Source organism: Mesorhizobium sp. M0166, from assembly GCF_040322255.1.
Classification (GTDB): Bacteria; Pseudomonadota; Alphaproteobacteria; order Rhizobiales; family Rhizobiaceae; genus Mesorhizobium.
Genome location: NZ_JAMYTD010000008.1, coordinates 185,098 through 193,738 on the forward strand (window position 1 = coordinate 185,098; position 8,641 = coordinate 193,738).

The following is an 8,641-nucleotide window of genomic DNA, read 5'->3' on the forward strand; positions in this document are numbered from 1 at the left end:
TTGTTACAAATCGAGACACTGACAAGTTCACCGTTCATGCGAGCACGGCCTCGACTTTGCCAACAAAGTCATCGAGCGAGCGATCCCCGCGAATCTCGATGCGCGGAAGGTCGATGGGATCGCAATCGAGGTCCGCCGGCCCGTGTCTGCCGCCGAAGCCGATTCGATAGCCGCACTCCCTGGCCAGCCTGCCAAGCCGTCGGTCGGTGACAGAGAAGGGCGCCGCGAACGCCGTGGTTGGCCGACCGGTCCACCGTTCGATGAACATACGAGAGCGCAGGAGCTCGGCGGCCAAGTCAGAGCTCGACAGACCATCGATCGCGCGATGCGTCGCCAGATGGCTTCCGAAGAACGCACCTTCGCCGGCGAGGCGTCGCACCGTCCCGGCGTCCATAAGCTGCGTCGGCGGGCCGCTGTAGGCGTCCCACAGTGCACTTTCACCCACCAAGTCCGTCACCAGGAATACTTCCGCGGTCAGGTCGTTCGCGCGCAAGATCGGCCAGGCATGGTCGGCAAAGTTCTGGAAGCCGTCATCGAACGTGATGAGCGCTGGGCGGCCAACGAAAGGCTGACGGTTGGCGATGAACCATTCCAGCTGCTCGGACCTAATCGCGTGAAAGCCATTGGCGCGCAGCCATGCCATTTGGCTGGCGAATAAGGCGGGCGTGAGCCGAAAACGGGCGAGCGCGGCCGGACCTTCATCGGAGACGCTGTGATACATGAGGACAGGGATACGCTGTCGCCGCTCGTTACGCGCGACGTCGCGGCGCAAGGCCCGCGCCCCGCCCCAGACGATATTTCGCGCGACCCCGATTTCGACGGGTGCGCGGATTGGCACATGATCTATCATCGGTTCCGTCGCCACGTCGCCTGGTGACAGGCGGCGGAAGCGGTCTATGCGGTAGAGCTCGGTCTGGATCGATTGCTCGAGGACGAGGCCGTCGGTCGCTGCCAGCATCTCTGAGATTGCTTGTGCACCGAATGTGTTCCAGTCGAAGCCCGTCCTTTCAACATTGTCTCGCAGCACGAATGCGTGTGCGCTGATGAAACTGCCGCCAAGCGCCAACGCCCCAGCGAGTTTTTTGGCAATGCGCCGCAACTCGGTGAGATCATCCAGGTAGTAGAGCGCTTCCGAACAGACGATCAGATCCATTTCGCCCGGCAGCGTGTCCGCAGAGAAATCCAGTACGCCGAACTCAACATTCGGCTGATCGTTGCATCGCGCGCGCGCCCGCCCGATGGCTACGGCGGAGATGTCAGTTGCGGTCAAATGGCCCACGCGCGGCGCCAGCTGCCGCGTGAAGTGGCCCTCCGCGCAGGCCAGCTCAAGCGCCCGTCCGATGGGACCGGCAGGCAGAATTTCGAGCTGCCGCTCATATTTTTCCTGCTCATAGGGCGAACCGTAGTTCCAGGGATCCTCGGTCGCGAAATGGCGATTCCAGAAAGACGTGCGATCATTGTCGCGCCCATCCGTGGCCCGTGCACGGCGCGGCGCTGCAAGAGGCTCTTTAGTTTCGGCGCTCGACCGAACCAGCGCCTGCGCTTCCGCGGCCAATCCCGCGAGTTTGCCGAAATGGCTGTCCCGATCGGACCGGCGTCCCGCCATGGACAACAATGCCTCGGCTGCAAACTTGTTTGACTTGTCGGCACCGGCGCCCTTTTGCGGTTCATGTACAGGCGATCGCCTCGCAAGCCGCGCGGCACTGTGCATAAGCCGCTCAGGGGGCACGGAATTCAGGATCAATTCAACCCAATGACGCCTTGTCACTTTCCCGAGTACGCCGAACTGCACGAGAGCCTCGATCCGGCCATCCAGCATCAGATAGGCATAGATTTGATCTATTCCTTCCGGCACTTCGATCGAGGCCGGATTTCGCGCCTCGACACGAATTCCAAGTGTCCGCGCCAGCCTGCGCGGCGCGGCAAGATCGTCGACATCGAGCAGCATTTGCTCAACGTGATACTGGACGCGGCGAGCCGCCTCGGGATTGTTCCAGACCTTGCCGAGTTCGATGATCAGCTCGGTGAGGGAGCCGCCGAACCTGTCCCACCTGGCAGCCAATTGCGCTGGCACCGACAGGCTTCCTGCCATAAGGCCATCGACGGCCACCTTGGCGATCTCACGCGCCCACTTACGTCCTGCCGGGAGCGCGCGCAGGGATTGCGGGTTGATCGAGCGCGAGCCGCAGCCGCAATCTGACGCGGCGTTCCACAATGCGAACCACGCGAGCGCTTCGGAAGCGGTGCCACCGTTCGCCTCGATCGCTCCATTGGCGTGAGCCGATGCCGGGTGTTTGACCCTGGGATCGGCGGAAAAGCCGCGAGCGATCACGATTTCGGCATCTGCCAGCATCTGCGCCGAATTGCGGCTGAGCGCGTTGGGGCTGGCCCGATAGAAAGCGAGCGGCTCGTCGACCATCACCCAATTTTTGCCCAGACGTGCGAGGCGCTGCCACAGGTCCCAGTCCTCGCAGGTGCGCAGCGACACATCGAAACCGCCCAACTCGACAATGATCTCCCGGTCGACCAGCAGCGCGTGAATGGCGATGGCACACCGGCGGGCGAATGTTTCGAAGGGCTGGATCGCGACTTCCGTTGGGATGCTCGCCGGGGTGAGTCCGCCGTCGGGCATCACGCGCCGGGAACCGCAATAGGCGGCCACTGCATCGGGAGCAGATTTCAGTGCGGCCAGCATCTTCGCAAGGAAGCTGGCATCCACCCAATCGTCCGCATCCAGAAACATGAGCCAGCGGCCGCGCGCTGTCGAAATCCCGCTATTGCGCGCGCCGGCGGGGCTATACGCACAAGACCTCAACGTCCGAAATCGGGCATCGTGCTCTACATAACCGGCGATGATCGCGGGGGTGCGGTCCGTGGAGGCGTCGTCGACGATGATCGCCTCCCAATCCACTATTTCCTGATCGAGAAGGCAATCGAGAGCGCGCGCCAGCGTTACCTCCGCGTTGTGCGCAGGAACCACGATTGAAACCAAGGGATCATGCGCCACGCCGTCTTACCCGCGCCAGGTACGAGGTAGAACAAGATGCGTTGATGTTTCTCGGCGAAGGCCGTCACAATCGACGCCGATCAGTCCGTCGACCCATCGTCCATCACCACTATATCCAGTATCTGGCAGGTCTGCCGGCGGATGCCGGCAAGCGTTGCGCCGACGGTTTGCTCGGCATTGAACATCGGTACCACACCGCCTTGCGGTAGCATTGTCCTGGATCATCGAGCTTTCGTCTTCTTCGGCAAGAGTCGGCAAATGTCAAAACCGGATGACGGCATCGGCTGGCAGCACTGCCCTGTCAAGATAAGGGCGAATTAGAGGTGGGCAAAAAAGACTTGAAGACAGGCCGAATGGCAAGCGCGCGTGCCCGACGGCTTAGAGCTGAGGCCGATGCGCATGTCGAATCTACCCGAATGGGGGACGTACGAACCGACTTAAGCCGAGAAGATTCCGGCTTGCGGGTCGGCAATTTTGCTGGCAAGTTTATCAGTTGCTAAATTAGCGCTGGGACAATGTTCAAAGGAGGGGCATGGGATGGCCAAGGAATCTTCGAGTACCGCTTCTTCGGCAAATAAAGCGGACGCAAATCTGATAAGTAATGCAGAAGGAAGCGGGCTGACCTTCATGGCGGGCCAGGCTCGCGAGAGCGGGGCCCCCGGCGACGCCGTCGGTGTCGACAAGATACGTGATCTGCTGTTCGGCAACCAGATGCAGGACTATGACCGCCGCTTTTCCAAGCTTGAAGAACGGGTCTTGCAGCGCTTCAAGGATGTCGAATCCGAGGCCAAGCGCAATCTTGAAATGTACGAGTCAAATGCAAAGAAGCAGGTCGACTCGCTTGCGGCGCAATTGCGGAACGAAAAAGACGCGCGAGCCGATGCCGACAAGGAGATTGATCGGAATCTTCGCGAGCAAAATCAGGCGCTCGAAAAGCAAGTGCGCGCGTTGTCGGATCAGTTGAGCGAGCTTGAGCGGGAAGTTGCGGACCGGATAAATCGAAACGATCATTTGCTGCGTGAGGAAATCAAGCAAAAGAATGAAAGCATTCAGATGCTGATGGAGAAAATGTTTTCTGATCTCGGCAACGTCAAGACCGACCGAAATCTTTTGGCTGGCCTGTTTGTTGAGGTTGCAAAATGTCTAAATCAGGATCCCGTCGGCAGCAAGAACAACTCGGAGCGTACGTGGAAAGTGAGTTGATCGGAACTTGACGTCGACCGTCGACCCAATCAGCCTTCCTCAAAGAGGAGCTTCGAACGATACAGAGATTGATCGCGAGGCTCTGGCTCGCCTTTTGATCGAAATTGCCCGGAACGTTGATCCGGACTATCGTGCGCGTCTCGACGGAATCCCAACCGCCGACCCTCGCATGGAAACGCTGCGCCAGTTGCTGGTCGGCCGCGAAATTTCGGAGCTTTCACGAGTTACGCACCTGCTCGACGAACCTGAGCAGCTTGCGGCCGCAGTGGGGGGCGTCCTCCCCAGTGCAGCCGCACGTGCGCTTCATGCGCAACTCGGAGAGGCGCTTGCGCCAGCTGTCGAGAGGGCCGTGCAACGGTCTATCCAGAAGAGCCCGCGTACGCTTACGGATATATTGTACCCGGTGTTTCTGCCGGCTATTCGCAAGTCGATCGGCGAAAAGATCGACCAAACCTTTCAATCGCTGAATGAAACTTTAAGACATATATTTACCTGGCATGGGCTCAAGTGGAGACTTGAAGCTTGGAGAACAGGAGCGAGCTTCTCAGAAGTTGTTCTTAAGCATTCTCTTGTCTATCGTGTAGAACATGTTTTTCTCATCAATCGCAATTCCGGGCTTTTGATAGCGCATGTAACTGCTGATAATGCAACCAGCGAAGATCCCCAACTCATTTCTTCTATGCTTAGTGCAATTCAAGATTTTGTAAGGGACTCATTTAACGAGAAAGAACAGAGCGGCCTGGACACGATCCGTTTCGGGGAGCTTCGTCTCTGGTCGGAAGTTGGACCGTTTGCGACCTTGGTTGCGGTGATCCGGGGAAATCCGCCGGAGGAATTACATGAAATAATTCGCGATGTATTGCTTCGCATCCATGATGAATACTCACAGGCTCTAGAGCAGTTTGACGGCGATAGTTCGCAGCTGGTCGGCGTAGAGACGCAGTTGCAGACCTGCGTTGAACTGAAGCAGGAGGAATCAAACCAGGGATTTCCGTGGCTGGTCTTGGCTGCAGTCCTGCTGGTTTTGATTCCCGCAGGCGGTTGGTTCTTTCTTTCCTGGCAATCCGGGCAGCGCTGGCAGGCCTATGTGTCGCGACTGGGGACCCAGCCGGGCATCATCGTTGCCGAACAAAAGGTGCACAATGGCCAATTCTATGTTGCCGGCCTGAGAGACCCGCTTGCCGCCGACCCGGAGTCGCTGTTGGCCGGAACGGAGGTCGATCCCGCCCGCGTTCATTCGCAGTGGCAATTCTATCAGAGCCTCGAGCCGGAGTTCGTGTTGAAGCGGCTAACGGCGTCGCTGGTTCCGCCGGATTCAGTACGACTTTCGATCGTCAATGATCGCATCGTTGCCCAGGGTGAGGCTCCCGACACCTGGATAGTTCGGGCGCGCGCAGCGGCCCAACAACTTTCGGCAGGCGGACCGGAATTCGATATCTCCAGGGTTCGTGATGTGAGCCCCGAAACACGTGCGGTGGAGCACTGGCGGGCCTATGTGTCGCGACTGGAGGCCCAACCGGGAATCATCGTCGCCCAACAAGCGGCGAGGGGCGGACATTTCTATATTTCCGGCCTGAGAGACCCGCTTGCCGCCGACCCGCAGGGTCTGCTGTCCGGAACGGAGGTAGATCCTGCCCGCGTTCATTCGCAGTGGCAATTCTATCAGAGCCTTGATCCGAAGTTCGTCCTGAAGCGGCTGATAGTGTCGCTGACCCCGCCGAAATCGGTTCGGCTTTCGATCGTCGAGGATCGCATCGTTGCCGAGGGTGAGGCTCCCGATACCTGGATAGATCGGGCGCGCGCAGCGGCCCGACAGCTTTCGGCAGGCGGACCGGAATTCGACATCTCCAAGGTTCGTGATGTGAGCCCCGAAGCACGCGCGGCGGAGCACTGGCAGACTTATGTGTCGCGACTGGAGGCCCAAGCCGGAATCATTGTCGCCCAACAAACGGCGCGGGGCGGACATTTCTATATTTCCGGCCTGAGAGACCCCCAGGCCGCCGACCCGAAGGCTCTTCTGTCCGGAACAGGGGTCGATCCTGCTCGCGTTCATTCGCAGTGGCAATTCTATCAAAGCCTCGATCCGAAGTTCGTGGTGAAGCGGCTGATGGCGTCGCTGACTCCGCCTGATTCAGTACGGCTTTCGATCATCAAGGATCGCATCGTTGCCCAGGGTGAGGCTCCTGCCGCCTGGATAGATCGGGCGCGGGTCGCCGCCCAAGAGCTGTCCGCGGACGGACTCTCTCTAGAACTCTCCGAGCTGCGTGAGTTGACCCCTCCGCAACTCACTCATTTGAGGGAGGCTATTCAAGCGGTCAACATTTTCTTCGATTCTGGCAAGGCTGTACCGGGACCGGAGCAACTGCCGGTTCTCGACAATTTGGCGAACCAGTTGAAGCAATTGGCCAAGGACGCCCGCAACGCAGGCGTAACAGCACAGTTCATGTTGACCGGCCATTCGGACGAGACGGGCCGTGAAACGGCCAAATTGTCGATCAGCGCCGCGCGCGCGGAAACAGTTCGTGCGCTTCTCAAGAAGCGCGGCGTCGATCCGGAGTTGCTCTTGGTTCGCGGCGCGGGCACCTTTGAGCCAGCGGAGATTGAAAATAGCCGAACGGGGAACTCCGCCAACCGCAGAGTTTCGGTTACGGTAAACTTCCACTAGGGCGGAGCCCAGGAAATTGCAAAAGAAGATCTGCATGTTGGGCGGGTTCGCTGTCGGAAAGACGAGTCTCGTTCGCAGGTTTGTGCAAAGCATCTTTTCAGAAACCTACTTGACCACGGTGGGAGTGAAAATCGACAAGAAGAGTGTCGCATTCCCGGACAAAACCGTGGATCTGATTTTGTGGGATTTGGCCGGCGAAGACGATATCGGCTCATTCCGCGTCAGCTATGTGCGAGGTGCGAGCGGGCTCGTGCTTGTCGTCGATGGAACCCGCGCCGCTACTCTTGAAGTGGCGCTCACGTTGCGCGAGCGGGCCGAGGCTGAATTCGGCGCTATGCCGTTTGTATTGCTGTTCAACAAATCCGATCTGGCCGACCGGTGGGCAATATCGGATACTGAAATTGACGAACTGAGGCAACTTGGATGGCAAATCTATCTAACAAGTGCGCTTTCGGGTGAACATGTTGATGGTGCGTTTCGTCAGCTTGCTTCGATGGTTAGCAAATAGACCATGCACGAATTGCCACGAGAAGTCAGAAGCTGGATTTACGATTTCTTCTACAACGAGCACTCCGTCGCATATCTGAAAATCGACGCCCAGCTTTGCATAGCTGAGAAGGGCGGTAACGTTAAACATTACGGACTCTCATCAGTTCGCATAGGTAAGCCTGTTGCCGAGCAGCTTGAATTCATGGAAGGTTTGCTGCCCTGCCCGGAGCTTCCATATCATATGGCCATGGTCGAACTGCCCAGCGGGCGTGTCGCGGACCTCCATCTTTTTGCTGACAATGCCTGCGTGTGGCTGCTCTTTCTTGACGCCACTGCCGAACGCGACAATAGGCAGCGACTTCAACAGAAGGCTTATGAAATGACGCTCCTGCAAGAGAGGGAGCGTCAACTCAACGAGAAATTACAATCGATGAACGAGGCGTTGAGGGCGAGCCAAGAGGGATTGTCACGTGAATACCAGCGCGCCGAAGCCCTGCTCCTCAACATTCTTCCGGCGTCTATCGCGGAGCGGCTAAAAGCGCACGAAGAAATTGCAGACAACTACGCAGAGGTGAGTGTGCTTTTTGCCGACATCGTTGGTTTTACGGAAAGAGCGCGGAACGTCGGAGCGGTGACGACGCTCGCTATTTTAAATTACTTCTTCAAGGCGGCGGATCTGCTCTCGGAGCGATACGGCTGCGAAAAGATCAAGACAATCGGCGATTGTGTGATGGTAGTCGCTGGCCTGCCCGCCGCGCGGTCCGATCATGCGGAAGCCCTTGCGCACTATGCACTTGAACTGCGGAAGGCGGTTAAGCTCGAACACTTCGCAGGAGAACCGATAAGACTCAGAATTGGAATTCACTCAGGACCAATCGTGGCGGGCGTTATAGGCAAAAGGCGGTTTGCCTATGATCTATGGGGCGACACCGTTAATCTCGCCGCACGTATCCAAACGTCCGCGGAGCCCGATGAAATCCGTATTTCGGATGCAACTCATCAACTGCTTGGACCAAATTTCGCTTGCGACCCACTCGCGGAAACGGAATTGCGTGGTGCAGGTCGTGTGCGAATGTGGCGGCTCCCGGCCTGATTTGCCGCACGGCAGTGCCGACCCCGGAGCGCATTGCATCTCAAGCAACATCGTGGTTTCGAATGTCCGCATCGGTGGGACCGGCGGGTCCGAGGCGGGCCCCCCCAGGCGCGAGTAATTTAACACCAGGCGGGGGGGCAGGGCCCGGCAGCCACACCCCGCGCGGAAGAAGTAACACCGACCG

6 protein-coding genes are annotated in these 8,641 nt (G+C 58.5%); 4 read left to right on the forward strand and 2 right to left on the reverse strand.

Annotated features, from left to right (window positions below):
- Nucleotides 1-34 precede the first annotated feature (34 nt).
- A complete protein-coding gene (locus tag NKJ46_RS12790; protein WP_352665309.1) occupies nt 35-3,007 on the reverse strand; it encodes a trifunctional glycosyltransferase/class I SAM-dependent methyltransferase/polysaccharide deacetylase in 2,973 nt (990 codons plus the stop codon).
- An 80-nt stretch (nt 3,008-3,087) separates the two neighbouring features.
- A complete protein-coding gene (locus NKJ46_RS12795; RefSeq protein WP_292654299.1) occupies nt 3,088-3,219 on the reverse strand; it encodes a glycosyltransferase in 132 nt (43 codons plus the stop codon).
- 325 nt (nt 3,220-3,544) lie between these two features.
- Between NKJ46_RS12795 and NKJ46_RS12800 the strand changes: the two genes are divergently transcribed.
- The 4 genes from NKJ46_RS12800 to NKJ46_RS12815 are packed head-to-tail and all read left to right on the forward strand — an operon-like array spanning nt 3,545 to nt 8,457.
- Nucleotides 3,545-4,210: a DUF3450 domain-containing protein gene (locus NKJ46_RS12800; RefSeq protein WP_352665310.1), complete on the forward strand. Its 666-nt coding sequence runs from the start codon at nt 3,545-3,547 to the stop codon at nt 4,208-4,210.
- A 7-nt stretch (nt 4,211-4,217) separates the two neighbouring features.
- A complete protein-coding gene (locus NKJ46_RS12805) occupies nt 4,218-6,875 on the forward strand; it encodes an OmpA family protein (protein ID WP_352665311.1) in 2,658 nt (885 codons plus the stop codon).
- Between the two features lie 16 nt (nt 6,876-6,891).
- Nucleotides 6,892-7,383 carry a Rab family GTPase gene (locus NKJ46_RS12810; protein ID WP_352665312.1) on the forward strand — a complete coding sequence of 164 codons (492 nt, stop codon included), beginning with the start codon at nt 6,892-6,894 and terminating at the stop codon, nt 7,381-7,383.
- Between the two features lie 3 nt (nt 7,384-7,386).
- Nucleotides 7,387-8,457: an adenylate/guanylate cyclase domain-containing protein gene (locus NKJ46_RS12815; protein WP_352665313.1), complete on the forward strand. Its 1,071-nt coding sequence runs from the start codon at nt 7,387-7,389 to the stop codon at nt 8,455-8,457.
- Nucleotides 8,458-8,641 lie beyond the last annotated feature (184 nt).